29 protein-coding genes, 1 tRNA gene and 2 pseudogenes are annotated in these 23163 nt (G+C 54.1%); 19 read left to right on the forward strand and 13 right to left on the reverse strand.

Features of this window, described 5'->3' with window-relative positions:
• Positions 1 to 10 precede the first annotated feature (10 nt).
• Entirely contained in the window at positions 11 to 223 is a 213-nt protein-coding gene (locus tag KGB25_RS09435; RefSeq protein ID WP_223434830.1) for a hypothetical protein, read from the reverse strand.
• A gap of 131 nt (positions 224 to 354) precedes the next feature.
• On the opposite strand from KGB25_RS09435, the gene KGB25_RS09440 reads away from it, so the two are divergent.
• Positions 355 to 660, forward strand: a complete 306-nt coding sequence (locus KGB25_RS09440) for a hypothetical protein (protein ID WP_008023976.1) — start codon at positions 355 to 357, stop codon at positions 658 to 660.
• Positions 661 to 825: 165 nt separating this feature from the next.
• Entirely contained in the window at positions 826 to 1146 is a 321-nt protein-coding gene (locus tag KGB25_RS09445; RefSeq protein ID WP_008037562.1) for an I78 family peptidase inhibitor, read from the forward strand.
• A gap of 72 nt (positions 1147 to 1218) precedes the next feature.
• On the opposite strand, the gene KGB25_RS09450 is transcribed toward KGB25_RS09445, so the two are convergent.
• On the reverse strand, positions 1219 to 1431 hold the full coding sequence (locus KGB25_RS09450; RefSeq protein WP_003179963.1) for a cold-shock protein: 213 nt from the start codon (positions 1429 to 1431) through the stop codon (positions 1219 to 1221).
• Between the two features lie 292 nt (positions 1432 to 1723).
• Complete coding sequence (locus tag KGB25_RS09455) at positions 1724 to 2026, reverse strand: hypothetical protein (RefSeq protein WP_192226388.1); 303 nt, start codon at positions 2024 to 2026, stop codon at positions 1724 to 1726.
• A gap of 373 nt (positions 2027 to 2399) precedes the next feature.
• On the opposite strand from KGB25_RS09455, the gene thrS reads away from it, so the two are divergent.
• The 9 genes from thrS (at position 2400) to KGB25_RS09500 (ending at position 9856) form a co-directional block, all read left to right on the forward strand.
• Positions 2400 to 4322: a threonine--tRNA ligase gene (gene thrS, locus KGB25_RS09460; protein WP_008023971.1), complete on the forward strand. Its 1923-nt coding sequence runs from the start codon at positions 2400 to 2402 to the stop codon at positions 4320 to 4322.
• A complete protein-coding gene (gene infC / locus KGB25_RS09465) occupies positions 4322 to 4873 on the forward strand; it encodes a translation initiation factor IF-3 (protein WP_172435341.1) in 552 nt (183 codons plus the stop codon). Before thrS ends, infC begins: the two co-directional genes overlap by 1 nt.
• 60 nt (positions 4874 to 4933) lie before the next feature.
• Positions 4934 to 5128, forward strand: a complete 195-nt coding sequence (gene rpmI / locus KGB25_RS09470) for a 50S ribosomal protein L35 (protein ID WP_002553160.1) — start codon at positions 4934 to 4936, stop codon at positions 5126 to 5128.
• Between the two features lie 28 nt (positions 5129 to 5156).
• Complete coding sequence (rplT, locus tag KGB25_RS09475; RefSeq protein ID WP_007905879.1) at positions 5157 to 5513, forward strand: 50S ribosomal protein L20; 357 nt, start codon at positions 5157 to 5159, stop codon at positions 5511 to 5513.
• Between the two features lie 109 nt (positions 5514 to 5622).
• Positions 5623 to 6639 carry a phenylalanine--tRNA ligase subunit alpha gene (gene pheS / locus KGB25_RS09480; RefSeq protein ID WP_007905876.1) on the forward strand — a complete coding sequence of 339 codons (1017 nt, stop codon included), beginning with the start codon at positions 5623 to 5625 and terminating at the stop codon, positions 6637 to 6639.
• Positions 6640 to 6665: 26 nt separating this feature from the next.
• Positions 6666 to 9047 carry a phenylalanine--tRNA ligase subunit beta gene (pheT, locus tag KGB25_RS09485; protein ID WP_223434831.1) on the forward strand — a complete coding sequence of 794 codons (2382 nt, stop codon included), beginning with the start codon at positions 6666 to 6668 and terminating at the stop codon, positions 9045 to 9047.
• 3 nt (positions 9048 to 9050) lie between these two features.
• Complete coding sequence (gene ihfA / locus KGB25_RS09490) at positions 9051 to 9353, forward strand: integration host factor subunit alpha (RefSeq protein ID WP_002553164.1); 303 nt, start codon at positions 9051 to 9053, stop codon at positions 9351 to 9353.
• Positions 9334 to 9690 carry a MerR family transcriptional regulator gene (locus tag KGB25_RS09495; RefSeq protein WP_003179985.1) on the forward strand — a complete coding sequence of 119 codons (357 nt, stop codon included), beginning with the start codon at positions 9334 to 9336 and terminating at the stop codon, positions 9688 to 9690. Before ihfA ends, KGB25_RS09495 begins: the two co-directional genes overlap by 20 nt.
• Positions 9691 to 9779: 89 nt before the next feature.
• Positions 9780 to 9856, forward strand: a tRNA-Pro gene (locus tag KGB25_RS09500).
• A 101-nt stretch (positions 9857 to 9957) separates the two neighbouring features.
• Here KGB25_RS09500 and KGB25_RS09505 read toward each other — a convergent pair.
• The 3 genes and pseudogenes from KGB25_RS09505 to KGB25_RS09515 form a co-directional block, all read right to left on the reverse strand.
• Positions 9958 to 10152 (reverse strand): annotated as a pseudogene (locus tag KGB25_RS09505) (integrase); the annotation flags it as partial.
• Positions 10153 to 10419: 267 nt separating this feature from the next.
• The gene (locus tag KGB25_RS09510; RefSeq protein WP_223434832.1) at positions 10420 to 10770 is read right to left on the reverse strand and encodes a hypothetical protein; all 351 of its coding nucleotides are present in this window, start codon (positions 10768 to 10770) and stop codon (positions 10420 to 10422) included.
• Between the two features lie 4 nt (positions 10771 to 10774).
• Positions 10775 to 11083 (reverse strand): hypothetical protein, encoded by a 309-nt coding sequence (locus tag KGB25_RS09515; protein ID WP_223434833.1) that lies wholly within the window; start codon positions 11081 to 11083, stop codon positions 10775 to 10777.
• A gap of 98 nt (positions 11084 to 11181) precedes the next feature.
• Here KGB25_RS09515 and KGB25_RS09520 point away from each other — a divergent pair, with 98 nt between their 5' ends.
• Positions 11182 to 11670 carry a hypothetical protein gene (locus tag KGB25_RS09520; RefSeq protein WP_223434834.1) on the forward strand — a complete coding sequence of 163 codons (489 nt, stop codon included), beginning with the start codon at positions 11182 to 11184 and terminating at the stop codon, positions 11668 to 11670.
• 271 nt (positions 11671 to 11941) lie between these two features.
• Here KGB25_RS09520 and KGB25_RS09525 read toward each other — a convergent pair whose 3' ends face one another.
• The gene (locus KGB25_RS09525) at positions 11942 to 12313 is read right to left on the reverse strand and encodes a hypothetical protein (protein WP_223434835.1); all 372 of its coding nucleotides are present in this window, start codon (positions 12311 to 12313) and stop codon (positions 11942 to 11944) included.
• Positions 12314 to 12637: 324 nt separating this feature from the next.
• Here KGB25_RS09525 and KGB25_RS09530 point away from each other — a divergent pair, with 324 nt between their 5' ends.
• On the forward strand, positions 12638 to 13474 hold the full coding sequence (locus KGB25_RS09530; RefSeq protein ID WP_223434836.1) for a DUF2971 domain-containing protein: 837 nt from the start codon (positions 12638 to 12640) through the stop codon (positions 13472 to 13474).
• A 138-nt stretch (positions 13475 to 13612) separates the two neighbouring features.
• A complete protein-coding gene (locus KGB25_RS09535) occupies positions 13613 to 14107 on the forward strand; it encodes a hypothetical protein (RefSeq protein ID WP_223434837.1) in 495 nt (164 codons plus the stop codon).
• 143 nt (positions 14108 to 14250) lie between these two features.
• On the opposite strand, the gene KGB25_RS09540 is transcribed toward KGB25_RS09535, so the two are convergent.
• Together KGB25_RS09540 and KGB25_RS09545 are read right to left on the reverse strand one after the other, a co-directional pair.
• On the reverse strand, positions 14251 to 14676 hold the full coding sequence (locus tag KGB25_RS09540) for a type II toxin-antitoxin system HicB family antitoxin (protein WP_223434838.1): 426 nt from the start codon (positions 14674 to 14676) through the stop codon (positions 14251 to 14253).
• 51 nt (positions 14677 to 14727) lie between these two features.
• Complete coding sequence (locus KGB25_RS09545; protein WP_223434839.1) at positions 14728 to 14907, reverse strand: type II toxin-antitoxin system HicA family toxin; 180 nt, start codon at positions 14905 to 14907, stop codon at positions 14728 to 14730.
• Positions 14908 to 15049: 142 nt separating this feature from the next.
• On the opposite strand from KGB25_RS09545, the gene KGB25_RS09550 reads away from it, so the two are divergent.
• The 3 genes from KGB25_RS09550 (at position 15050) to KGB25_RS09560 (ending at position 16253) form a co-directional block, all read left to right on the forward strand.
• Complete coding sequence (locus KGB25_RS09550; protein ID WP_223434840.1) at positions 15050 to 15373, forward strand: phage holin, lambda family; 324 nt, start codon at positions 15050 to 15052, stop codon at positions 15371 to 15373.
• Positions 15374 to 15447: 74 nt separating this feature from the next.
• Entirely contained in the window at positions 15448 to 16032 is a 585-nt protein-coding gene (locus KGB25_RS09555) for a hypothetical protein (RefSeq protein WP_223434841.1), read from the forward strand.
• Positions 16029 to 16253, forward strand: coding sequence for a hypothetical protein (locus KGB25_RS09560; RefSeq protein ID WP_223434842.1), 225 nt, complete (start codon positions 16029 to 16031; stop codon positions 16251 to 16253). Before KGB25_RS09555 ends, KGB25_RS09560 begins: the two co-directional genes overlap by 4 nt.
• Positions 16254 to 16491: 238 nt before the next feature.
• Here the strand turns inward: KGB25_RS09560 and KGB25_RS09565 are convergent, their stop codons facing one another.
• From KGB25_RS09565 to KGB25_RS09580, 4 genes and pseudogenes are all read right to left on the reverse strand, one after another.
• A complete protein-coding gene (locus tag KGB25_RS09565; RefSeq protein ID WP_223434843.1) occupies positions 16492 to 17055 on the reverse strand; it encodes a hypothetical protein in 564 nt (187 codons plus the stop codon).
• Between the two features lie 315 nt (positions 17056 to 17370).
• A pseudogene (locus KGB25_RS09570) lies at positions 17371 to 17529 on the reverse strand (integrase); the annotation flags it as partial.
• A 460-nt stretch (positions 17530 to 17989) separates the two neighbouring features.
• Positions 17990 to 18544: a UDP-4-amino-4,6-dideoxy-N-acetyl-beta-L-altrosamine N-acetyltransferase gene (gene pseH / locus KGB25_RS09575; RefSeq protein WP_008037525.1), complete on the reverse strand. Its 555-nt coding sequence runs from the start codon at positions 18542 to 18544 to the stop codon at positions 17990 to 17992.
• A 176-nt stretch (positions 18545 to 18720) separates the two neighbouring features.
• Positions 18721 to 20400 carry a methyl-accepting chemotaxis protein gene (locus KGB25_RS09580; RefSeq protein WP_223434844.1) on the reverse strand — a complete coding sequence of 560 codons (1680 nt, stop codon included), beginning with the start codon at positions 20398 to 20400 and terminating at the stop codon, positions 18721 to 18723.
• 504 nt (positions 20401 to 20904) lie between these two features.
• On the opposite strand from KGB25_RS09580, the gene KGB25_RS09585 reads away from it, so the two are divergent.
• Both KGB25_RS09585 and KGB25_RS09590 read left to right on the forward strand, forming a co-directional pair.
• The gene (locus tag KGB25_RS09585; protein WP_223434845.1) at positions 20905 to 22116 is read left to right on the forward strand and encodes an MFS transporter; all 1212 of its coding nucleotides are present in this window, start codon (positions 20905 to 20907) and stop codon (positions 22114 to 22116) included.
• A gap of 61 nt (positions 22117 to 22177) precedes the next feature.
• Entirely contained in the window at positions 22178 to 23095 is a 918-nt protein-coding gene (locus KGB25_RS09590) for a LysR family transcriptional regulator (RefSeq protein WP_223434846.1), read from the forward strand.
• Positions 23096 to 23163 lie beyond the last annotated feature (68 nt).

The raw sequence follows: 23163 nt of genomic DNA on the forward strand, positions 1-23163 counted from the left end.
GCCTGCGGGGTTACTCCCTTTCGTTGTATTCAGCGCCCTTGTAGTCGGCCGGGTACTTCTCGAATATCTGTGCGATGAAGGTTTGCGCCGCTTCAGTCCCCAGTTCCTTGACCAATAGATCGATACCAATGATTGCCAGCTCTTCCGGACTGCCCGGGCTGTAAGAGCTGTGGCCTTGCGGCCACTTGGCTTTGATGTCGGCGTCGATGCTTACGGTGGTCATGTTGGCGCTCGTGAATTCGGGAAAGTCTGGGTGTGAGTTAAGCATTTTGCAGAGTGTTTGGCACTCCGACTTAGGCATGAGGGAAAGGCTATGCGACACTTGGGTTTTGATGATTTTTCAAGGACCGTGCTGTGCAGATTGATTTGAACTCTCCTGACGGCTTGACCCTTGAGGCAGTGCGCCAGCTGCTGGCCTCTGCCAGTGATGATGAGCACACCCAATTGCGGGTGACCAAGGGCGGCATCGCTTACATTTCATCGGGTGTCGTGGGCGGCACGGACATCGGCGGGCTGCTGTTTCGTCTGGAGACGTGGGCCAAGGGCTCGGGGTATGTGGGATTGGTCGCGGCCAGTGACGAGGTGTGGGTCATGCAGATCTTCAATGCGCTGAAAGAGAACTGGCCATCACCACCATTCGATTACATCGATATTTATTGAGCGCAGGTCATATTCAGTCACGATTGCGGGGTGAATGACCGGGAGTGCTCAGGCAAACTCGCCGCTTGTCCGGGGCGAGGGCAGGGCGCTGGCGCTGCCTGTGAAACCAAACGCCAGATTGGCGGTCGCACGATCTCAGCTTAACTATTGAAAAAAGGAGGCTTCATGCCTTGGAAGCTCGCGTCATTGGGTACTTTGTTGGCCGCTAGTCTGCTGGCAGGTTGCAGCAGCACATCTACCGAATCGGCAACAGACCCTGTCACGACGACGGATACCGGCCACAGTCGATGCGAAGCAAAGGCTGCCGAATTCACCATTGGCAAAAAGGCTTCGCCCGCGCTGCTGGAACAGGCACGTGTTCGAGCAGGCGCGCAGAATGCCCGTATCCTCAAGCCTGACGATATGGTGACGCTGGAGTACCGCTCCGACCGCTTGAACCTGAACACCGATGCCAACCTGGTGATCACGCGCATCAACTGCGGCTGATAGCGTCCGGCTTTTGCTTCACCCATAAAAAACCCCGTCACATGGACGGGGTTTTTTTAGTGCGCCAAGAAATTACTCTGGGCGAACTTGAGCAGCTTGCATACCCTTTTGGCCTTTCTCAGCCACGAAGGAAACAGTCTGGCCTTCTTTCAGGCTTTTGAAACCGTCGCTTTCGATAGCTTTGAAGTGTACGAACAGGTCGTCACCGCCACCTTGAGGAGTGATGAAGCCGAAGCCTTTTTCATCGTTGAACCATTTAACGGTGCCGGTTTGGCGATTAGACATGGTGTATCTCCAAGAAACATATATTTTCAGTAGTACTGTGCTGCTCAGGCCAACTGGGCACACCGGGGTATCATAGTCGAAATGTTCGCTTTGGGAGCCCCCCGGACGTGCTGTTTGCCCTACAGTCGCGCTTTCTTTGTTGCCTGATGTGGCTGAAAGCCCCGATTTAAAAGGCTTTCAGCCGAAAGTAAAGACGATAAAAAAACCTGTAAAACCTGCATAAATTGTCGAAAAAAGCGGTTTTCAGATGCCTTTTACCGGCGCGAAACCCTTTTTTGACACCTTGTCGGGCTTATTTTTTCTGCGGATTATTGGCCTTGCACTTGGAAATCTGGGTCAGGGCCTGTTGTTTCAGGGCGTCACTGGCCTGGTTGTCCATCAACGACTGAATGTCGCTGGCCGGGTATGACTTGATGGCATCGGCACCACAAGCGCAGTGGGCTTTTGCCGCTGCAGCGCCGATCTGAGGGGTTGCCGCTTGAGTGCACTGAGCCATGTATTTCTCGCGCTCGCCCTTCGGCCAATCGGCATGGGCGGCCAACGGCAGCAACAGGACGATGGGGGCGACTACTGCGAACAAACGATTCAGACGCATGCTGGGATGCTCCTTGTGGGTCAATGTCTTGTTATCTGAGGGGTAAAGCGGGGTTCAAGTTCAGCACTCTGGCATAAAAAGGACTGATTTGCCCCAGCAGAAAACCTCGGCACCGCGACGACCGTTCATCTGTGCTAGCATGCCTGGCTCGAGTATTTGCAAGCTCCGCAGACCTTCAGTCACGGTGGCGGCAGATGTTCGAATAACCCTGATTTGAATCCCAGTCACTCTGGTTCGGTTTTCCGGTTGGCCGCAAGGCTCCTGCCGCTGTAAGGCAGGCGTTCGTCATTGAATGGCCTGGACCGGATCTTGTACTGGCTCATCCCAACCCACGTGACCTTTGGTAGGGGTCACCACTAGGAGAGGAGGCGCCATGCCAACTATTACTCTTCCCGACGGCAGTCAACGTTCATTCGATCACCCGGTTTCCGTAGCCGAGGTCGCCGCATCCATTGGTGCAGGTCTGGCCAAGGCCACCGTGGCCGGCAAGGTCGATGGCAAGCTGGTCGACGCCAGCGACATCATCAGCGCCGACGCTACGCTGCAAATCATTACGCCAAAGGATGAAGAGGGGCTGGAGATCATTCGCCACTCTTGCGCCCACCTGGTTGGCCATGCGGTCAAGCAGCTGTATCCGACCGCCAAAATGGTCATCGGCCCGGTCATCGACGAAGGCTTCTATTACGACATCGCCTTCGAGCGTCCTTTCACTCCGGACGACCTGGCCGCCATCGAACAGCGCATGCAACAGCTGATCGAAAAAGATTACGACGTGATCAAGAAAGTCACTCCGCGCGCCGAAGTGATCGAAGTGTTCAAGGCCCGTGGCGAAGACTACAAGCTGCGCCTGGTCGAGGACATGCCGAACGAACAGGCCATGGGCTTGTACTATCACGAAGAATACGTCGACATGTGCCGCGGTCCGCACGTGCCGAACACCCGCTTCCTGAAATCCTTCAAGCTGACCAAGTTGTCCGGCGCCTACTGGCGTGGCGATGCCAAGAACGAGCAATTGCAGCGCGTTTACGGCACCGCATGGGCGGACAAGAAGCAGCTGGCGGCTTACATCCAGCGCATCGAAGAAGCTGAAAAGCGCGATCACCGCAAGATCGGCAAGCGCCTGGGCCTGTTCCACACCCAGGAAGAGTCGCCGGGCATGGTGTTCTGGCACCCGAACGGCTGGACGCTGTATCAGGTACTCGAGCAGTACATGCGCAAGGTTCAGCGCGACAACGGCTACCTGGAGATCAAGACTCCACAAGTCGTTGACCGCAGCCTGTGGGAGAAATCCGGGCACTGGGCCAACTACGCCGACAACATGTTCACCACTCAGTCGGAAAACCGCGACTACGCCATCAAGCCAATGAACTGCCCTTGCCACGTGCAAGTGTTCAACCAGGGCCTGAAAAGCTACCGCGAGTTGCCGATGCGCCTGGCCGAGTTCGGTGCCTGCCACCGTAACGAGCCATCGGGTGCGCTGCACGGCATCATGCGTGTGCGTGCGTTCACTCAGGACGACGCCCACATCTTCTGCACCGAAGAGCAGATGCAGGCCGAATCCGCTGCGTTCATCAAGCTGACCATGGACGTCTACGCCGACTTCGGCTTCAAAGATGTCGAGATGAAGCTGTCCACTCGTCCGGAAAAACGCGTCGGTTCCGACGAGCTGTGGGACCGCGCCGAAGCCGCATTGGCTGCAGCCCTTGATAGCGCTGGCCTGCCGTACGATCTGCAGCCGGGCGAGGGTGCGTTCTACGGTCCGAAGATCGAGTTCTCGCTGAAAGATTGCCTTGGTCGCGTCTGGCAGTGTGGTACCCTGCAGCTCGATTTTAACCTGCCTGTCCGTCTGGGAGCCGAATACGTCTCCGAAGACAACAGTCGCAAGCATCCGGTGATGTTGCACCGGGCGATCCTTGGATCCTTCGAACGTTTCGTCGGAATCCTGATCGAGCACTACGAGGGTGCATTCCCTGCGTGGCTGGCTCCGACCCAGGCAGTGATCATGAACATCACTGACAAACAGGCCGATTTTGCCGCCGAGGTTGAAAAAACTCTCAACGAAAGCGGATTTCGTGCCAAGTCTGACTTGAGAAATGAAAAGATCGGCTTTAAAATCCGCGAGCATACTTTGCTCAAGGTTCCCTATCTCTTGGTTATCGGAGATCGGGAAGTCGAGATGCAGACTGTCGCTGTGCGTACTCGTGAAGGTGCTGACCTGGGCTCGATGCCCGTCGCCCAGTTCGCTGAGTTTCTCGCGCAAGCGGTTTCCCGGCGTGGTCGCCCAGATTCGGAGTAATTATTATTAAGCGTGAAATGAGACAAGATAAACGAGCTGCACCGAAAGCCCCGATCAACGAGAATATCTCGGCACGCGAGGTTCGGTTAATTGGGGCTGAAGGTGAACAGCTTGGGATTGTGTCAATTGAAGACGCGCTTCTTAAGGCTGAAGAGGCCAAGCTGGATTTGGTGGAGATTTCCGCCGATGCAGTACCCCCTGTTTGCAAACTGATGGACTACGGCAAATCGATCTTCGAGAAGAAGAAGCAGATTGCCGCGGCCAAGAAAAACCAGAAGCAGATTCAGGTTAAAGAAATCAAGTTTCGTCCAGGGACGGAGGAAGGGGATTACCAGGTAAAACTGCGCAACCTGGTACGTTTCCTGAGTGATGGGGACAGGGCCAAGGTATCCTTGCGATTCCGCGGCCGTGAGATGGCCCACCAGGAGCTGGGGATGGAACTCCTCAAGCGAGTTGAAGGTGACTTGCTCGAGTACGGTTCGGTCGAACAGCATCCTAAGATGGAAGGACGCCAGCTGATCATGGTCATCGCCCCGAAAAAGAAGAAGTAATCAACAGGGCACGGCAGGCCTTCTGATTATGTTTATCAACTGAATGCGGAGTATCCGAACATGCCAAAAATGAAAACGAAAAGTGGTGCTGCTAAGCGGTTTCTGAAAACTGCTAACGGTATCAAGCACAAGCACGCTTTCAAGAGCCACATCCTGACTAAAATGTCGACCAAGCGTAAGCGTCAACTGCGCGGTAGCAGCTTGCTGCATCCGTCTGACGTGGCAAAAGTCGAGCGCATGCTGCGCCTTCGTTAATTTTAGTCAAGAATAGAGGAAGTAACTCATGGCTCGTGTAAAGCGTGGCGTCATTGCCCGTAAACGTCACAAAAAAATTCTGAAACTTGCTAAAGGCTACTACGGCGCTCGCTCGCGCGTATTCCGTGTTGCCAAGCAAGCGGTAATCAAGGCAGGCCAATACGCCTACCGTGACCGTCGTCAGAAAAAACGTCAGTTCCGCGCTCTGTGGATCGCTCGTATCAACGCTGGTGCACGTATCAACGGTCTGTCCTACAGCCGTTTCATCGCCGGCCTGAAAAAAGCGTCCATCGAGATCGACCGTAAGGTTCTGGCTGATCTGGCAGTGAACGAAAAAGCGGCGTTTGCTGCGATTGTCGAGAAAGCTAAAGCCACCTTGGCTTAAGTACCCCCGACAGTCACCCGGCCTCACCTCTGTGGGGCCAGGTGTTAAACGTCATAAATAGGGGAAGAGCCTTCAAGCTCTTCCCCTATTTTGTATCTGGAGTCTGTACATGGAAAACCTGGATGCGCTCGTCTCTCAAGCACTAGAGGCTGTGCAAAGCGCTGAAGATATCAATGCCCTGGAGCAAATCCGGGTTCACTACCTTGGCAAAAAGGGTGAATTGACTCAGGTGATGAAGACCCTGGGGAATTTGCCGGCAGAAGAGCGTCCGCAAGTCGGCGCCCTGATCAACGTTGCCAAGGAGCGTGTCACAGAGGTTCTCAATGCCCGCAAGGCACTGTTTGAAGAGGCCGACCTGGCCGCCAAACTGTCTGCCGAGTCCATTGACGTGACCCTGCCTGGCCGTGGCCAGACCTCGGGTGGTCTGCATCCGGTTACTCGCACTCTGGAACGTATCGAACAGTTCTTCACCCACATTGGCTACGGCATCGCCGAAGGTCCTGAGGTCGAAGACGATTACCACAACTTCGAAGCGCTCAACATCCCAGGCCATCACCCGGCCCGGTCGATGCATGACACCTTCTATTTCAATGCCAACATGTTGTTGCGCACCCATACCTCGCCGGTACAGGTCCGCACCATGGAATCGAAACAGCCACCGATCCGCATCGTCTGCCCAGGCCGTGTGTACCGTAGCGACTCCGATATCACCCACTCGCCGATGTTCCACCAGGTCGAAGGCCTGCTGGTCGATCGCGATATCAACTTCGCCGACCTGAAAGGGACCATCGAAGAATTCCTGCGCGTGTTCTTCGAAAAAGAACTGGCCGTGCGTTTCCGTCCTTCGTACTTCCCGTTCACCGAGCCATCCGCTGAAGTCGACATGGAATGCGTGATGTGCAGCGGTAAAGGCTGCCGTGTCTGCAAACAGACTGGCTGGCTGGAAGTGATGGGCTGCGGCATGGTTCACCCGAACGTGCTGCGCATGTCCGGGATCGACCCGGAAGAGTTTTCGGGCTTTGCCTTCGGCATGGGCGTTGAGCGTCTGGCCATGCTGCGTTACGGCGTGAACGACTTGCGTCTGTTCTTCGACAACGACTTGCGGTTCCTCGCGCAATTTCGCTAGTCGTAACGAATTCTTAGGAGAGCAGGATGAAATTCAGTGAACAATGGCTGCGTGGCTGGGTTAGCCCGCAGGTAAGTCGCGACGAGCTGGTTGCCCGTCTGTCGATGGCCGGTCTTGAGGTCGATAGCGTTACGCCGGCCGCCGGTGAATTCAGCGGTGTGGTGGTGGGCGAGGTGCTGAGCACCGAGCAGCACCCGGACGCTGACAAGTTGCGTGTTTGCCAGGTCAGCAATGGCTCGGAGACTTTTCAGGTCGTGTGCGGTGCGCCAAACGTGCGTCCGGGCCTGAAGATCCCGTTCGCCATGATCGGTGCCGAACTGCCGGGTGACTTCAAAATCAAGAAAGCCAAGCTGCGTGGCGTTGAGTCCAACGGCATGCTGTGCTCGCAAGCTGAACTGCAAGTGGGCGAAGGCAACGATGGCCTGATGGAGTTGCCGGTCGATGCGCCGGTCGGTCAGGACATTCGTGAATACCTGAACCTGGACGACGCCAGCATCGAGGTCGACCTGACCCCGAACCGCGGCGACTGCCTGTCCCTGGCCGGTCTGGCCCGTGAAGTCGGCGCGCTGTACGCCGCTGAAGTCACCCGCCCGGTCGTGGCGACCGTTCCAGCCGTGCACGATGAAGTGCGTTCGGTTGAAGTGCTGGCACCAGCCGCTTGCCCGCGTTACCTGGGTCGAGTGATCCGCAACGTCGACCTGTCCAAGCCTACGCCGCTGTGGATGGTCGAGCGTCTGCGTCGCGCCGATGTGCGCAGCATTGATGCGGCCGTCGACATCACTAACTACGTGATGCTGGAGCTGGGTCAACCGCTGCACGCGTTCGATCTCGCCGAAATCAATGGCGGCATCCGCGTACGTATGGCCGAAGAAGGCGAGAAGCTGGTGCTGCTCGACGGTCAGGAAGTCAGCCTGCGTAGCGATACGCTGGTGATCGCCGACCACACCCGCGCCCTGGCAATCGCCGGCGTAATGGGCGGCGAGCACAGCGGCGTCAACACCGCGACCACTCGTGACATTTTCCTTGAAAGTGCGTTCTTCGATCAGATCGCCGTGGCTGGCAAGGCTCGTTCCTATGGCCTGCACACCGACGCCTCGCACCGCTACGAGCGTGGCGTGGACTGGCAACTGGCCCGTGAAGCCATGGAGCGCGCCACTGGCCTGCTGCTGGACATCACTGGCGGCGAAGCCGGCCCGATCATCGAGACCGTCAGCGAACAGCACCTGCCTTCGATTGCGCCGGTTACTCTGCGTGCGCAACGCATCACTCAGATGCTGGGTATGGAAATGGATTCGACCGAAGTCGAGCGACTGCTCAGCGGCCTGGGTCTGAAGATTTCTGCCGATGGGGCAGGGCAGTGGCGCGTTGAAGTGCCAAGCCATCGCTTCGACATCAGCCTCGAAGTCGACCTGATCGAAGAACTGGCCCGTCTATACGGTTACAACCGTCTGCCGGTTCGTTACCCGCAAGCCCGACTTGCGCCGCAAGCCAAGGCTGAAGCGCGTAGCGATCTGCCTGAACTGCGTCGCCTGCTGGTGGCTCGCGGTTATCAGGAAGCGATCACCTACAGCTTCATCGATCCGAAACAATTCGAGTTGTTTAATCCGGGTGTCGAGCCGCTGCTGCTGGCTAACCCGATTTCCAACGACATGGCGGCCATGCGCTCGTCCCTGTGGCCTGGTCTGGTCAAGGCGCTTCAGCACAACCTGAACCGTCAACAGGATCGCGTGCGTCTGTTCGAAAGCGGTCTGCGTTTTGTCGGTCAGCTGGAAGGCTTGAAGCAAGAGCCGATGCTGGCGGGTGTCGTTTGCGGTACTCGTCTTCCGGAAGGCTGGGCGCAAGGCCGCGACGTCGTGGATTTCTTCGACGTGAAAGCTGACGTGGAAGCGGTTCTGGGCTTCGCCGGTGCACTGGATTCGTTCACGTTCGTGCCGGGCAAACACCCTGCGTTGCACCCGGGTCAAACCGCACGCATCGAGCGCGAAGGCCGTTTGGTAGGTTTCGTTGGCGCAATCCACCCTGAATTGTCGAAAACCCTCGGTCTCGATCGTCCGGTCTTCGTTTTCGAGCTGGTTCTGGCCGAAGTGGCGTTGGGTAAAATGCCTAAATTCCAGGAGTTGTCGCGCTTTCCTGAAGTGCGTCGTGACCTTGCGCTGATCGCCGAAAAAGACGTCGCAGCCAGTGCTGTACTGGACGTAATCCGTGAAAATGCAGGGGAATGGCTGACGGACCTCAGGCTATTTGACGTGTATCAGGGTAAAGGCATTGATCCTGATAGAAAAAGCCTTGCAGTCGGCTTGACCTGGCAGCATCCATCGCGCACTCTTAATGACGATGAGGTGAATACCACGACGCAAAACATCCTCACCTCGCTCGAACAAAGGTTGAACGCCACGTTAAGGAAGTGACGTATGGGGGCTCTGACGAAAGCTGAAATGGCGGAACGTCTGTATGAAGAGCTGGGCCTGAATAAACGGGAGGCCAAGGAATTGGTCGAACTGTTTTTTGAAGAAATCAGGCACGCTCTTGAAGACAACGAACAAGTCAAATTGTCCGGTTTCGGCAATTTCGACCTTCGGGACAAACGCCAGCGGCCTGGCCGCAATCCGAAAACGGGTGAAGAAATCCCGATCACGGCTCGCCGTGTGGTCACCTTTCGTCCAGGGCAGAAGTTGAAGGCCCGAGTTGAGGCTTATGCTGGAACCAAGTCATAACGACGAGCTACCCGTCATCCCAGGCAAACGCTACTTCACCATTGGTGAAGTCAGCGAGCTGTGTGCGGTAAAACCACACGTGCTGCGCTATTGGGAGCAGGAGTTTCCTCAACTCAACCCCGTCAAACGGCGCGGAAACCGTCGGTACTATCAGCGACAAGATGTGCTGATGATCCGGCAGATCCGCGCGCTTCTTTACGATCAAGGGTTCACCATCGGCGGCGCACGCTTGCGTTTGTCCGGCGATGAAGCCAAAGACGACACCACTCAATACAAACAGATGATTCGGCAGATGATCGCCGAATTGGAAGATGTGCTGGTGGTCCTCAAGAAATAAATTCATGCGTTTGAATACTTCCAGTTTTCAAAAGCTTGCGATATATTCTTGAGCGTTCTTCGAGATGAAGGACGAGTTTCACGCCTAGTCGGGGCGTAGCGCAGTCCGGTAGCGCACTAGCATGGGGTGCTAGGGGTCGAGTGTTCGAATCACTCCGTCCCGACCATATTCCCTGAGTAAAATCAGACACTTAAGCCGATCAGTTTAGATCGGCTTTTTTGTGTCTGCGCAAAACCCGCGCAAAACCCGCGCAAAACTGGCGCAAAACTACCCGGTGATTTCGCTGATATTCAGGTCCGGAATTGCCTTAGCCCAGACGATTCCCTCGTGGTCCCGCTGGTAGTTTTTGGTCATGCCCTCGCTCGCATGTCCTGCAATTTTCTGCCCATCCTTTCCGGTTTACTTCTACAGGTGCAGCGACAATGCTCGAACCTCGTGAAAGCCAGGCATCTCTTCTTCTTTCTATCCCTTGCATGACATCCTTCTGCACACGGTAAGCAATATCGACAAAATTCTGGGTGAGGGGTATGCAGTGGCTCATCCCGAGCTGATCGCGGCCTGCGTATCTGCAGCGACTTCTGAATTCAACAACGGTTTGATGATCGTCGCCATTCAGGAAGCAAGTGACAAAATCGCTAGCGCTCTTGAGGATGTAGCCAGAAGTCTTTGTCTGATTAATTCAATCAATCGTTACCCTCGCCGGCACTTAACTCGGTCGGTTTGGGGCGATCAAACCGCCGCTGTTGATTCCGGCGAATAATCCATCCACGAAAACTTTGTTGGTGACTTATGCCGCAAGTCGTTCTGCGGTAGTTTGATCTTTGCCCTGATGATTACGTCTCGGCACCGACCCAGTTTGCGAATCCTGTCGGCGTAATCGGCGGCGTCGAACATACTGCTGAGCTGCGCAACGCGCTTGCCGTCCATGATCTTGATCACTCGATCCTCTACGGCCTGAAGCCACTGGCTCATCGTGAGCTCAATCCGCTTACCCTTTTCGATCTTGAAGTCACGGACCTTGCGCTTCGCCTCTACGCGGGCAAAGTGCTCATTCATTCCGAATACGGCAAAGGTGCTCATGGCATCACTCCAGGCAGTCGAGCGCTTTTTGCAGCAGCGCATTCAGTGAAAGCTCCCGGTCGTCCGGGTCCATTGCTCGCTTGATCCACTGGCTGGCCTCGCCGGCACCATCGCGAAGATCTTCGAGTTCGTCTTCGTCATCGCTCGCCTGGCTTTCGAGGCGGCGTATGTCTTCGCGTAGTTCTTCACGCTCGGCGCTCGGATCGATGCTCTGCGAGGTTAATCGGCGGGTCAGTTCGGCGGCGGCCGCCGGATCAAGCGCGGCGTAGTGCAGGCACTCTTCGTCGCTTAACGCATTTGCGGGAATGCTCATTGGCAATCTCCAGGCAGACGCCTGCCTCGCCGACTGGCGTGCTTCGTTGAAGCGGGGTATTTGTGTTCGGCCCGGCATGGAGCCGGAAGGAGACGCGTGTGGGTACGATTGAACTCAGCGACCTGCGAGGTTATTTCAAGGAGCTTGCCGCTCCAGCATTTGAGGAGTTCTGGTTTGAGTACCAGGCTGACATACCTGTCGATATTGGCAGATTCATGTTCATCTACCGTCGGTTGGTAACGGCACTCTTCTTCTTAAACCACATGACTGATAAAGCAGCAAAGCAGCGCGGCGCCGAGAATCCTGCGGAGGTGATCAAGATGGTAAAAACCCGCGATCCGGAAGCAGGTACGGCGCTTGATGTTTGCCGCTTACTTACCAACGATGTTAAACACCCAAAGACGCAGTCCCAGACATTTAGCTTGCGAGATCGGGTAGGAACCGATGAGGATGGCGTAAATCAACTTCCTTGCTGGATCTACACCGACAAGTCCGGGAATAGCCATGACCTCTGCGATATTGCTCAGCGAGTCTGGAAATACTGGATTGATTATCGGCATGAGCGCGAAGTCTCCACGCCTCCGTGACAGGAAGCGAATGTGGCATTTTTGTGAGTGGTGGGGTATTACGGATAACCGGCATGGGGCCGGAATAAGGAGAGAAAGATGGTAGTCAGAAAAAGCACTACTAGAGGCAGCGTGCGGGTTGATTTGGCCGCCGCACCCGCAGGCGGATGGGACATTGCTTCGGTCAGCGTAAACGGTCGCGTAGTTCCTCCGACCCGCAAAGGTGAGTTCGCTACCGACCAAGAGGCAGAAAATGCGGCATTCGCCCGCGCCGAGGAGTTCGCCAAGCAGTTCAACCTCGATAAGCGATACTAGGTCGTAGAACCTCATCGCCGGGATCGCGCTTCAGCTCGGCCATGCTCTGCTCGTGAAAAGATTGCCACACCTTTTTGGGTATTTCGTAAGGTGTCGTGACACAGCGAAGCATTTGGGTAGCAGTCTCGAAGTCCGCAGCAATCACATTGCGTAGCAGGTTCTGATACACCTCCTGCTGGTTGTTGAAACCGTGCTCTTTCATCAAGCGCTTGAGGTCCGGCATGAACACGCCGGCCTCTTCAACCTTGAAGACACCAACACCCTTCTTCGCATCGTCCTCGGCCTTCTTGGCCCGTTTCTTCTTCTGCTTCAGCGATTCCGCCGTCGGCTCCTGCTGTTCCTCGGCCATGCCCAACCTCTTCAATTCCGTGGGTCGGTATATCCAGCCATGTCTGTCGTCGGCGCTGGCGCATTGATGGGGCGCCTGCTGAAGCGATACCCTGAATGTGGCAACGTTCTGATGAAGTACTACACCACACGGGACAAGGCTTTGGTTGATGTGGGTAAGAAATTGGGCTTCGGTGAAGAGAGGACCAGGCAGCTCTGGAAGGCTGGAATTGCTTGGACTGATGGAGCCTTGGATGTGTGGAGAGAGGCAGCGTAGCGGATGGTGTGGTTCGCAAGGGGGACGTATAGTTGAAAGCATGCCATGGAGGAGCTTAGAGCCGCTATTATGAGTCGTGTTTACAAATATCTTGATACCGATCGCTTAGGATTTTTGAGTGATGGTTTAATACGTTTCACTCCCCCAGGTGCTCTCAATGACCCGTATGAGTGCCTTCCATCCATATCTGAGGAGTTGGAGGCGCTCGCCATTGCGGAGATTAAAACTCAGCACTTCCGTAATTATGAACCACTACCTACAGACAGCCGCGCCCATCGTCGGCTGAAGTTAAAATCAGCCACCAAGTTGTGGGAACAAAAGCAAAAAACGCTTATTAGCAATCAGGCAAAGTTCAGTGGAAATTTTTTGGAAAATGCTCTGGGCAAAATGAATTCTGCCCTAGGGATTCTGTCAGTGAGCACGAGATGGGATAGTGCTTTGATGTGGTCGCACTATACGAATTCTTATTCCGGGTTTTGTGTGGGCTTCCATAGAGATCATGATTTTTTCAGCGGACAAAACGCACATCAACGACCGAATTTTCCGCTTTCGCCAGTGGAGTATTCGGTGCGGCGATTAGTAATGTCAGCTCGTCGGCTAAATCCAGAGGAGTCTATCCGGTTGCTTCTGACAAAATCAGTCAATTGGGAGTATGAAAAGGAGGAGAGGAAAGTCGCGTTTCTCAACCAGGCTGACGATACGATTGACTCCCAGCCGTTCAAAATATCTCTATTTAAGGTTCCCTTCGACGCGATCGCTGAACTGATAATTGGTAATCGTGCATCACCACAAGTAAAGCAACAGGTTCAGGAGGCCGCGAAACGGCTAAACGTTCCATGTTACGAAACGCGGGTGTCGAGAAACTCGTTTGATGTCGAGAGAGCGCTTTTACCTGTATTGAGTTGAATCGTATTAGCGAATTCAAGGTGTGCTTGACAGGGCCGGGCCCGATATGTAGATTTCAGTAGCTTTGCGGTTTTTCCGCGAGCAAAGCCCGGCCCTTGAGCCGGGTTTTTGCTATTTGAACAGACAAGGATGGTTTGCTTGAGCGGATATGAATTAGTTGCAGCATTGGCCAGTAACCTTTCGTGGCCAGTTGTGGCGCTGATCGTTTTGATTTCCCTTCGTAGCCAGATCGCGGTTGCAGCTACCAGAGTTGCCACATTTAAGGCAACGAAGGACGGCATTGAAATGACCATGGGTGAGACCTCCAAGGAGGTGATCGGTAAGGACCCTGCGCCGCAGATAGAAAAGGAAGTGCAGAAGAAGCAGATCCTCGCGAGCGGAGGAAGTGCTAGCGGTTCCTACAAGCTATACGCGAACGGTGTCATTGTTACTCGCCGTATGGTTACTTTGAGTCCCGGTCATTCTTCACATGATCTTGTTCTTCCCATTGCTATGGTGAACGAGGCCACAAGCGTCCAGTTTATTGGCGATATCCAGGCCAAGGTCGTGAAGCTGAACCAAACAACTATTGCGTTTGAGTTCACTCCATCAAATGTTGAGCGAATAGTTGAAGTTGTTGTGACTGGTCTTTGATTCGTAGGTGTTAGAACACGCCGCTACCAATAAAATTATTACGAAGCCTCGGCATTTGCCGGGGCTTTTTCGTTTTCGGCTCCAGCACACCCATTGCTCCGAGCTGGGAGTGCTGTTGGAGCCGATTTGTTACATCGATCGCGTCAGGCAGCCTCGACAGACACTGAAAGACGTTTGCCGAGAGCCGCCAATGCGTTTTCCAATTGCTCCATTTTCGAAGTGTGCAGGAAGTCGACCAGGCGATCACCCTGGGCCTGATGTACGCCGAGCAACCGGCACAGATCAGCCTTGCGCATATCGCGGGCCATCATCTCGTTCCATAGCGCGATCTTGGCAACGGTTACCGCTGGCAAGTGAACGACGTGCTCCCCCTCCAGTGGGGAAGATGCTGCCGGAATGGCGCGGCGCTCATCGACATAGATCGACAGGGTGGTCTCGATACCGTCCACCGCTTCACTCATTGCGTGCTGCTCATCATCGCCATAGCTGTTGAATTGCGGCAGGTCACGGCAGAACACGGCGAGCCCGGGTGCATCGTCTCGCTCAAATCGAATTGCATAGTTGTACATGGTCACTCCTCGGAGGTGATCGTCCAGCGTTCAGATGTGGTGAAGGGGCTCTCAGAGCCCCAGTTGTTTAATGATCGCCTTGCGGGTCGGTTCTGGCATTTCCTTGCTACCGTGATCCGCGAAGGTTGTCCTTTTGCCGTTTGGGGCGGTGACTTTGAAGTGGCTTCCTTTGCCTGCTTCGAAGGTCACCCCTTGGGCCTTCAACCATTGTCTGAACTCGCTGAACTTCATCACCTCGCCTCGTTGTTTGGATGAGTCCATTCTACAACATTTCTGTGTTAATATAACAGAAATGTGTTGTTTGCTTTTGGATTGTTTCTGGGCCTGCGCAGGCCCTTTTATTCCTTCACTCCCTTGCTGGGAGGATACCGAGATGCCAAACATGCCTGAAAAGGATCCTGGTCTGTGGGCCGCTGCGCTTGCCTGGTTGGTTTTGCATCAACCTCAACTCTTTGCCGCTGGTTTGTCGGTCGTTATTGCCGTACTGCGGGTGATGTATGGCGGTGGCACGCGCCGTCAGATGTACCTGGAGGGCGCGCTTTGCGGGCTGGTTACGCTGTCACTGGTGCCGCTACTCGAATGGATGGGCCTACCGCAAAGCATGGCCACATTCGCTGGAGGTACCGTCGGATTCCTTGGTGTAGAGAAGGTGCGCGGCTTCTACGAGCGCGCCGCAGCTCGCAAGGTAGAGGGCTAATTACAGTCAGAAGTGACGGGGTGAAAGATGCTTAAGACGATGCCCGCACCAATGTGGAGGAGCTTTCTAAGGCCTTGAGAACCGTTGGTAGCAAGCAACTCCCTTTTGCTTTTGCCCTGATGTCCACACGATTGGCGATGCTGGTTAAGCAAGGTGAGCTATCAGTGTTGAGGGCTCGTCTCGATAGGCCAACCGCAACCACGATGAATAGCCTTTATGTGAAGACCGCCAAGAAGGGCAACCCTGAGGCGCGCACCTTCTTTAAGGATGCGTGGGCCTCGGGCGTACCAGCAGAAACCTACCTGCAACAGGCAGTGAAGGGCGGTCGCCGGCCTCATAAGCGTTTCGAGAAAGCACTGATTGCCCGCGGCATCATGAAGTCAGGGCAGTACGCTATCCCAGCAGCATCAGCACTCAATCCGGAGGTCACTATGCGGATGAGGTTTACGCCGAGAGCCGAAAGCACGGCGTGCACTGGGTTGTGCCGATCCGTGGTGCGACCATCTACGGCAACGCTACCGTTTGGACCAATGTTTATGGGGGAATTTATTTTTAGTTTGTGTCATCTGGCCTATATCAGTCAGAATTTTTCCTCCAGGTTCTCCCGTGCTAGGGTCGCTAAAGCTTCTGACGGCAGCTGGTGGAGAGAGGACAAATGAAATCGATAAGCGCTATGTGCGGCCATGTGAAACGCCGGCTCAATCAGAATGAACCTCTAGAAGGAAAGGTTCTGGAGTTCGCCCTCGACATTGTCGGAGAGACAGACAATGACTTCCTGAATGGGATCGCTGAAAAATTAAAGGCAGGCGAAAAACTCGACGACTACGAGCACCACATTATGGTTGATGTGATTCTCTTGCATGTGAGATTGGGGTCGTAGCATTCTCTCGAATGGGGTTGGTTTTGTTCGGCAGGACGCCGGAGGAGGTTTACTACTGTAGGAATATACAACGCTAAGTTATTGATTCTTATAGGGTGATGTGTCGGTTTTGGGAGGACCAAAAACCACCATATTTCCCTTTTACATCAATAGGTTATAGATGGATCCCGGTCACCTTGACATGGTGGCGTCTGCCGCAGGGAGGTACCGGCGAGGTTCTCCCTTTAGCCGTGTAGTCCTACACTGCGTACTTGATGAACCACTGGGCTGCGAGATCGGCTAGCCAAACATCTTGCTTAGAGATATGCAGCATAAGCCCGCGAAGATCCGCAAGGTTCAATATGCAATAGATGTTTGTCTTATGATCACCTTTCGACCCAGTTCTGCGAATTGCATCCTTCTGATCGAAGGACATCAAATACAACGCGTCGTGGCCTTTGATGCGCTTCGCAGCCCAGTGCGCTAGGTGGTTACGTATGTCGCGATGCAATTCAATGTCATCGAGCTTTTGATAGATCACGCTAGCGGTGGCAACATCGAGCCCCATTGCGGCCACACCCGTTTTCACAGTCTGGGCAAGCTCTGAAGAGTGAGGGTTTTTCTTCGAGGCAGTTATCAGGCCAGCATGAACAAAAATTTCAATTGAGCGCCTGAGATTGAATTCCAAAAAATTGAAAGACTGAAGAAGATGTCCGATCAATGCTGCGTCGGCTTCGGTCAAGGGTTCCAATTTTGAAAGCGCGTCGCCCTCTAAATATGCATCCAGGGTTTCAATGTATTTCAGAGATTCTGCGTGAGTCATTCTTGAGTCCTTTCTTTTTTGGGGGAGGGCCGGATTTCGCCAGCAATATACCACCTCAAAGAAAATGCAGGCCTTGCGCAAAACCTCCTCTGGAGGCCGCGTGTTTCCGTTTGCATAAGCACAAAAAATCAGGTTTTTTGCTATGCTGAAAAAGGCTTTTTATTCTTCTAAAACAATAGCTTGGGTCGCTATGGTCCCCAGCATGGGGTGCTAGGGGTCGAGTGTTCGAATCACTCCGTCCCGACCATATTCCCTGAGTAAAATCAGACACTTAAGCCGATCAGTTTAGATCGGCTTTTTTGTGTCTGCGCAAAACTACCCGGTGATTTCGCTGATGTTCAGGTCCGGAATTTCCTCAGCCCAGATGACTCCCTCGTGGTCCCGCTGGTAGTTTTTGGTCATACCCTCGCTCGCATGGCCAGCAATTTTCTGCCCATCCTTTCCGGTTTTCTTGTACAGGTGCAGTGGCAGCGCTGCATTGGTTGCAGGGTTTGGCATGGCAATAGAATTCCTCGCCCGCCGTTCACCGACAGGCTGTGAGTCGTAAGGTTTTGGCTTGCAGTCGGACGAATTCGGCGGGGGCGCTGACGGTGGGTATCAGGGAATAGCTGATATACGAGGAAGGCCTGCTCGAATAAGGTCCAGTAGTTCGCCCTGCCAGCTGTTTCAGAGAAATGCTGAGTGGCCGCAACTGGTCAGGGTGGGCTTACTTCTTGGTCGCGGATCCTTGTAGCAGTACATGTAGGCGAACCAGGCGAGGGCGATCATGGCGAAACCTCGCGCCGAGCTCACTGCACATACGGGCCGTCTTCAGTGTCGAAATGCCGAGCAAGAACCACTCATATGCCGGAGGTGTTTCGGGCTTCCATCCGAGGCAGTGAGCCTCACCATCAACCCAGTAGGGGTGGGCGTCCAAGTCGAACTCCCACGATTGTCATTCCTGCTTACGTAGACGCAAAATCAGCGGCTCAAGCGCGGGGCGCTTGTTTTTCCATTCTTCTTTGGTAATGCCGAGCAGTACCACGTCAATTCGGCTTCCGTTTTTCAGAATGTTCTTGCGTCTAACACCTTCAAGTTCAAAGCCAAACTTCTGGTGCATTTTTATTACGGCAGAATTAGTTTCCAATACCTCGCAATTGAGCTTTTCCAGGCATGCGTCATTGAATGCATAGTCAAGCATCCAAAACTCTACAATGCTTCCTATGCCTTTTCCTTGATGTTCAGTGTCTAGATAGAACGCCCAATCGGCTGTTTGTTGAGCTGCATTTATGGCGTTGAGTGAAACGACACCGATGGACTGCTCATTCCTCATGGCCACGAACACCGCTTGGCGCTTGTTTCCTTCCAAAGAACGCAACCAATCCTCGTGCTCCTCTTCGGTGATTTCGTGGGAGGTGTACATGTTATTTCGGACATCCTCCTGGTTTCGGAGAGTGCGCACATGTGCTTGAACAGAGGGGCTGGCGTCAACTAAAGGAATAAACTGCACCGGATTACCTCACGGGGACCAGAAAACTTAAAAGGCTAACAGCTTCATAGAGAAAATACCTTTTCAAGCGACTTGGTTTGCAGAGTCACTCCGGAGCCATCAGTACCGCAAGCGTCACTTTGGTGATTTTACAGAGGACCGCATCAAGTCCGATGACTTGATGCGGTGGCTCACTTCTAGATCCGAAACTGGCTAACCAAACGACCTAAACGATTACCTAACTCACTGAGACTTCTGGAAGTTATTGCACCATCTTTGGCGTCCCCGGCGACCACATCAGCCGCCAGGGAGATGTGAGTCATACTACGGTTTACTTCCTCGGCCACAGCGGTCTGCTCTTCGGATGCGCTGGCGATCTGAGCGTTCATGTCGTTAATTGTATAAATCAGTTGGCTGATGGCATCCAGCGACAATCCCGCCTGGTTTGCCAGTTCCCCTGTTGTTCGGCCTGTTTCGCTGGAGCGGCCCATCGTGATCATGGCATCGTGGGTGCCTTTTTGAAGCAGGCTGATCATCCCATGGATTTCCTGGGTACTCTTTTGCGTACGGCTGGCCAGGGCTCGAACTTCGTCGGCGACCACTGCAAAACCACGACCCGCATCGCCAGCCCTTGCTGCTTCAATGGCGGCGTTCAAAGCCAATAGATTGGTTTGCTCCGCAATAGAGCGAATGACGTCAACTACACCGGCAATCAACTGCACGTCCTTGTTCAAGCTGTCCAGTGACGAGCTACTTTGTCCTATTTCCTCAATCAACGAATGAATGCTTTCGATGCTTTTATTGACGACATCTCTTGCCTGCCCACCTACATCGCTGGTTTCTCGTGCTGCTTGCGAAGCACCTTGGGCACTGACGGAAACCTGATGCGCAGCCGTGGACATTTCATGAATGGCTGTCGCCACTTGATCAGTCTCTTGGCGCTGACGATCCATGGCCTGCTCTGAGCGCTGTGCCTGGGCCGACATATCTTCGACCAGTGCCGTCAGTTGCCCGGTCATCTCCACGATTTGACGCACAAGGTTATGAATTTTTTCCACAAACAAGTTGAACGAGTGAGCCAAATCGCCCAACTCATCGTTACTCGAAACTGGCAGGCGGTGTGTCAGGTCGCCATCTCCAGCGGCGATGTCGTCCAGGTTCTTCTTGATGGCCAGTAAAGGTTTCACAATGCTGTTTCCTAGCCAAATGCTAATCAGCGCCACAAGGAGCAGCACGCAAACGGCGAGGAAAAGGATATACGCGGTGTACTGACCGATTCGCTCATAGCGCTCACTGGCGATGGCCTGTACCTGAACTTCAAGATCATCCAGATTCACTTGCGTGCCCACGATCAAGTCCCACTTCTCCAGATAAACGGTGTAACCGAGCTTGGGCGTAGGTTTCGGGCTGACGGGGGTTTGCCAGTCGTACCGGAAAAAATGTGTACCCGTCTTGGCCGCTTCAACCAGCCCTCGAATCACATACACGCCGTTGGCATCTTTGCTATCAACAAAGCTCTTGCCGATATCGGTGTTCAGGTTGGCGGAGAACACTCGAACAGACGAAGAGTCATAGCCGTAAAAATAGTTTTGTTTAGCGAAACTCAGCGTTCGCAGAATCTTCACAGCCTGATCCCGAGCGTCGGAATCCCCATTTTTGGAAGCGTCGTATATGGGCTGAATCGACGCTTGGGCAATTTCCATATAGTGCTTCAGTGAAGTTTTTCGCTCATTGATCAAGAGGTCGCGCGTCTGCTCAACCTCCTCGGATGCCAGCTTTTGCAAAACCCAAAAAGTAATGCCGCTGATCACTGCAGCCAGCAAAAGGCCAGGGATGATCGTCAGAAGGATGACTTTGCTACGAAGACTTAGCGTCACGATGAGTTTCGCCTCACTCAAGAGATTTTATTTTTATCCACCCATTTTTATCTCGGCCAAGGCTGGCTCGACGACGCATAAAAGGAGGGAAGCTTTTAGGTTGGAGCGGTTGAGCCTGGAGCGATTTAAGGCCTTCTTTTGTTAAAAACACTATTAATGATCGATCGATCAATAGTAGTCTACGCTCAGCTCAAACGGCTTGTCGATGGCCGGTGAGGACGATGGCTGAGTCACCTTCAAGCCAGGTGCTGATATTGGAGATGAGCAGGCGCGATGCACAAAGGTGTTTGCCGGCAATGAGGTATCTCGCTCAATTGCGCGCCATTGACTCAAGAGGGGACGTTGACTACGCCGCGCATCTTTTGCGCAGGACGCAACGTGACGTTGCGTCCTGCCCATATTCTCTCGAGGGGGAGTGCCGCCTATTTTGTTGACCTGACAAACAGTAAAGCGAGTGACCTTTCATTGGAAAGTCACCGCTGTCGAACTTCAGGAGTCTATGGCATGGGCGTTTCTACAAGTGGTACAGCAACGACGATACAAAAAGCTTCAATGACCAGAGGGCTGGTGCTTCTGTTTGCGTTTTGTTGCGGTGCCATCGTGGCCAACATCTATTACGCACAACCGATCATCAGCTTGATTGCCCCGGATATCGGTATGTCGAGTGGCCACGCGAGCCTTATTGTTTCGCTGACTCAGATTGGTTATGCACTCGGATTGTTTTTCCTGGTGCCCTTGGCGGACCTGGTCGAAAACCGCCGACTGATGATAGCGACGATCGTGATTACGATCTTCAGTCTGGTCGCCGCTGGTTTAGCCCGGCAGCCGAGCGTATTTCTTGTCGTATCGGCGCTCATCGGTTTCAGCTCGGTCTCCGTGCAAATGCTTATTCCATTGGCCGCGCATCTGGCACCGGAAGAGTCTCGCGGCCGAGTGGTTGGCGGGATCATGGGAGGCTTGCTGTTGGGGATTTTGCTTGCGCGGCCGCTGTCGAGCCTGATTGCTGATCATTTGGGCTGGCGGGCAGTGTTTATCGGGGCTGCTGCCTTGATGCTCATCATCTCCATAGTGATCGGCATGACCATGCCCAAATGGCAGCCAGCCCATCGTGCGTCGTATGGTCAACTGCTGATGTCCCTTGGACAACTGTTTTGCCGCGAACCCGTATTACGTCAGCGAGCGCTTTATCAAGGGCTGATGTTTGCATCGTTCAGTTTGTTCTGGACCGCCGTACCGCTGGTGTTGAGTCGTGAGTTCGGCCTCACGCAAAGTCAGATTGCGATGTTTTCTCTGGTCGGCGCCATCGGTGCAGTCGCTGCACCTATCAGTGGTCGACTCGCTGATGCAGGGCACACTCGACGAGCCTCACAGTTGGCCATGGTGCTGGGCGTGGTGAGTTTCCTTCCAGCCTTCATTAATCCCTTTTACGGTGTGATTGGTTTGGCTGTCACCGGTGTTGCGCTGGACTTTGCTGTGCAGATGAACATGGTGCTTGGCCAACGAGCCGTCTACGCCTTGGGCACCGCCAACAGAGGCCGCCTGAATGCGTTGTACATGATCAGTATCTTCGTTGGCGGTGCAATCGGTTCCTCGGTGGCCAGTTCGCTTTATGAACATGCCAGCTGGTTGGCGATTGCAGCGGTGGGAAGCACCTTGTCGCTGGTCGCTCTGATCGCCTTCTCGATTGTTTCTCGTCGAGCCGGGCAGGTTCACTGAGTCAATCGGTCGCTGGAACGCGCAATGCCCAAGATGAGAACGGGGATAGTCGAGGAGTGTCATGGACAAGTTGCTCGCATTGAAAATGTTCGTCCAGGCTGTGGATTCGAAGGGCTTTTCTTCCGCTGCTCGACAGTTGGGCCTGGCGACGTCTTCCGTGACCCGGATGATCGATGGGCTTGAGGCTGAGCTGGGCGCTGTCCTGCTTAACCGTTCCACGCGGCAAATCTCATTGTCAGATGCCGGGGCCGCCTACTACTTGAAAGCGCGGGAGGTGTTGAACGCTGTAGCCGAAGCGGATGCTTCGGTCACTGACCGTGGGGAAGTCCCCGCAGGGCATCTTCGTATTTCCGTACCTGTGGCACTGGGACGTCGTCTGATTGCGCCGCATATCGCCGCGCTTTTGAAGCGTTACCCGCAACTCGTGTTGGACATGACGCTTTCAGACGACATTGTTGAGTTGTTGGGTGAGCGCGTCGATCTATCGATCCGGTTGGGCTCCGCAGCAACAATGGACGGTGTAGTCAGTCGTCCTGTCGGTCATTTCAGTCGTAGGGTGGTTGCCAGTTCCGAGTACCTGAATGCGCATGGTTTCCCCGAACATCCTATGGACCTCATGCAGCACGAATGTATGCGCTTTAGTTATGGCCAAAAGCAACAGGTTTGGAGTTTCTTAAAGTCCGGTGAGAAGACTCGAGTACCTATTGAAGGCCGCTTTAAAAGCAACAATGCGGAGGTTTTGCGCGAGGTTGCGCTGGCGGGCGGAGGGGTGGCTCTTTTACCTGATTGGCTCGTCAACGATGATATTGGTAGCGGTCACCTGACGTCATTGTTCGAGTCTTTTGTTGTCAATCCGAACGACGCGAGTTCGGTTATCTCTGCGCTGTATCTCCCCAATCATCGCGGCTCCAGGCGCGTCAATGCATTTATCGATTTCATCAGCGAGTTGCTCGGGCCTGAGGGCTTGCCAGTGAGCTGATCTCGTTACCGTTGCTTAATTTAAAGCGTTGGATTTCGACGTAATGGACCACTTTCGCTGTGTAGATA

It is taken from the genome of Pseudomonas sp. BF-RE-21, from assembly GCF_019947305.1.
Taxonomy (GTDB): Bacteria; Pseudomonadota; Gammaproteobacteria; order Pseudomonadales; family Pseudomonadaceae; genus Aquipseudomonas; species Aquipseudomonas migulae.

Bases quoted from the DNA above. Each gene is read 5' to 3' on its own strand.
- KGB25_RS09450 (WP_003179963.1), bottom strand. From the start codon at position 1,431: ATGTCTAATCGCCAAACCGGCACCGTTAAATGGTTCAACGATGAAAAA.
- KGB25_RS09515 (WP_223434833.1), bottom strand. From the start codon at position 11,083: ATGAGCATTCCCGCAAATGCGTTAAGCGACGAAGAGTGCCTGCACTAC.
- KGB25_RS09560 (WP_223434842.1), top strand. From the start codon at position 16,029: ATGAAATCGATAAGCGCTATGTGCGGCCATGTGAAACGCCGGCTCAAT.
- rpmI (WP_002553160.1), top strand. From the start codon at position 4,934: ATGCCAAAAATGAAAACGAAAAGTGGTGCTGCTAAGCGGTTTCTGAAA.
- ihfA (WP_002553164.1), top strand. From the start codon at position 9,051: ATGGGGGCTCTGACGAAAGCTGAAATGGCGGAACGTCTGTATGAAGAG.
- rplT (WP_007905879.1), top strand. From the start codon at position 5,157: ATGGCTCGTGTAAAGCGTGGCGTCATTGCCCGTAAACGTCACAAAAAA.
- KGB25_RS09455 (WP_192226388.1), bottom strand. From the start codon at position 2,026: ATGCGTCTGAATCGTTTGTTCGCAGTAGTCGCCCCCATCGTCCTGTTG.
- pheT (WP_223434831.1), top strand. From the start codon at position 6,666: ATGAAATTCAGTGAACAATGGCTGCGTGGCTGGGTTAGCCCGCAGGTA.
- KGB25_RS09545 (WP_223434839.1), bottom strand. From the start codon at position 14,907: ATGAAGTTCAGCGAGTTCAGACAATGGTTGAAGGCCCAAGGGGTGACC.
- KGB25_RS09550 (WP_223434840.1), top strand. From the start codon at position 15,050: ATGCCAAACATGCCTGAAAAGGATCCTGGTCTGTGGGCCGCTGCGCTT.
- thrS (WP_008023971.1), top strand. From the start codon at position 2,400: ATGCCAACTATTACTCTTCCCGACGGCAGTCAACGTTCATTCGATCAC.
- KGB25_RS09530 (WP_223434836.1), top strand. From the start codon at position 12,638: ATGAGTCGTGTTTACAAATATCTTGATACCGATCGCTTAGGATTTTTG.
- KGB25_RS09435 (WP_223434830.1), bottom strand. From the start codon at position 223: ATGACCACCGTAAGCATCGACGCCGACATCAAAGCCAAGTGGCCGCAA.
- KGB25_RS09565 (WP_223434843.1), bottom strand. From the start codon at position 17,055: ATGACTCACGCAGAATCTCTGAAATACATTGAAACCCTGGATGCATAT.
- pheS (WP_007905876.1), top strand. From the start codon at position 5,623: ATGGAAAACCTGGATGCGCTCGTCTCTCAAGCACTAGAGGCTGTGCAA.
- KGB25_RS09445 (WP_008037562.1), top strand. From the start codon at position 826: ATGCCTTGGAAGCTCGCGTCATTGGGTACTTTGTTGGCCGCTAGTCTG.
- KGB25_RS09525 (WP_223434835.1), bottom strand. From the start codon at position 12,313: ATGGCCGAGGAACAGCAGGAGCCGACGGCGGAATCGCTGAAGCAGAAG.
- KGB25_RS09585 (WP_223434845.1), top strand. From the start codon at position 20,905: ATGGGCGTTTCTACAAGTGGTACAGCAACGACGATACAAAAAGCTTCA.
- KGB25_RS09510 (WP_223434832.1), bottom strand. From the start codon at position 10,770: ATGAGCACCTTTGCCGTATTCGGAATGAATGAGCACTTTGCCCGCGTA.
- KGB25_RS09590 (WP_223434846.1), top strand. From the start codon at position 22,178: ATGGACAAGTTGCTCGCATTGAAAATGTTCGTCCAGGCTGTGGATTCG.
- KGB25_RS09540 (WP_223434838.1), bottom strand. From the start codon at position 14,676: ATGTACAACTATGCAATTCGATTTGAGCGAGACGATGCACCCGGGCTC.
- KGB25_RS09495 (WP_003179985.1), top strand. From the start codon at position 9,334: ATGCTGGAACCAAGTCATAACGACGAGCTACCCGTCATCCCAGGCAAA.